Below are 1,567 nucleotides of genomic sequence, written 5' to 3'. Positions count from 1 at the left end.
ACCGGCATCCATCCGCTGGTCCCGGCGGGGCTGGACACCATCGCGCTGCGCATGCCGAAAGGCTTCGGCGGCGAGCTGATCGCGAGGCTCGGCCGGCCGCTTGCCGCCCCCAGCGCCAATTCCTCCGGCAGGATCAGCGCCACGACGGCGCAAGCGGTCGCAGCCGATCTCGGCGAAAAGATCAAGCTGGTTGTCGATGGCGGCGCGACGCCGGTCGGCCTGGAATCGGCCATCGTCAAGGTCGAGGACGGCAAGCTGAGGCTGCTGAGGCCGGGCGGCATCGCTGCCGAGGATATTGAAGCTGCTGCTGGTACAAAGCTCATGCGCGGCGCTGCCGGCATCGAGGCGCCCGGCATGCTCGCCTCGCATTATGCGCCGGGCGCATCGATGCGGCTCAATGCCGATAGGGTCGCCAGGGGCGAGGCGCTGCTGGCCTTCGGCCGCGATCGTGCCGAAGGCTGGCAGAGTGCGGTGGCGGTGCGCAATCTTTCCGAGGCGGGCGATCTGCGCGAGGCGGCCACCAATCTGTTCGCCTATATGCAGGCGCTCGACCGCAGCGGCGCCGCAACCATTGCCGTCGAGCCGATCCCGCTCGAAGGCCTGGGCGAGGCGATCAACGACCGGCTCGCACGCGCCGCCGCCCCGCGTGACAAGATCGCCTGAGCGCCATAGTTTGGGCTCCATGAACGATCAATCCGACGACCAGCCTTTCGATATCGATCCCGCCCTCATCGATCGCTTCGCAGCGATCGTCGGCGACAAATACGCGCTGCGCGACCAGGCCGACATCGCGCCTTACATCACCGAAAGGCGTGGCCTCTGGCACGGCCGGACATCGTTGGTGCTGCGTCCAGGCAGCGTCGAGGAAGTAAGCCGCATCATGCGGCTGGCGACCGAGAGCGGAACGCCGGTCGTGCCGCAGAGCGGCAACACCGGCCTGGTCGGCGCCCAGGTGCCGGACAAGTCCGGGCACGACATCGTGCTGTCGCTGTCGAGGCTGAACCGCATCCGCGAGATCGATGTGCTGTCGAACACGATCACCGCCGAGGCCGGCGTCATCCTGCAGACGCTGCAGGAAGCGGCCGACGCCGCCGACCGGCTGTTCCCGCTGTCGCTCGCCGCGCAAGGCTCCTGCCAGATCGGCGGCAATCTCTCCTCCAATGCCGGCGGCACCGGCGTGCTCGCCTATGGCAATGCGCGCGAGCTTTGCCTGGGCGTCGAAGTGGTGCTGCCGACCGGCGAGGTTTTCGACGATCTGCGCAAGCTGAAGAAGGACAACACCGGCTACGATTTGAAGAACCTCTTCGTCGGCGCCGAAGGCACGCTCGGCGTCATCACCGCCGCGGTGCTGAAGCTGTTTCCCAAGCCGAAGGGCAGGGAGGTCGCCTTCGTCGGCCTGTCTTCGGCTAAGGCTGCGCTATCGCTGTTCACCCTGGCGACGGACCAGGCCGGCGTGGCGCTCACCGCCTTCGAGCTGATCGGCAAGAGGCCTTACGATTTCACGCTGAAGCATGGTCAAGGCATCACACGGCCGCTGGCCGACGACTGGCCGTGGTATGTCTTGATG

2 protein-coding genes are annotated in these 1,567 nt (G+C 67.0%); both read left to right on the top strand.

Annotated elements, in window-relative coordinates; all coding sequences use genetic code 11:
- Window positions 1-663, top strand: a 663-nt coding sequence (locus EOA38_RS36150) for a Sua5 family C-terminal domain-containing protein (RefSeq protein ID WP_189435167.1), incomplete at its 5' end; no start/stop codon positions are given.
- Between the two features lie 19 nt (window positions 664-682).
- Window positions 683-1,567: FAD-binding oxidoreductase (locus tag EOA38_RS36145; RefSeq protein WP_145966274.1), on the top strand; the 885-nt coding region annotated here is incomplete at its 3' end.

The sequence above is a fragment of the Mesorhizobium sp. M1E.F.Ca.ET.041.01.1.1 genome, from assembly GCF_003997355.1.
GTDB lineage: Bacteria > Pseudomonadota > Alphaproteobacteria > Rhizobiales > Rhizobiaceae > Mesorhizobium.
Note: the sequence above shows the minus strand (reverse complement) of the source record. Positions and strands in the feature narration are given on the sequence as shown.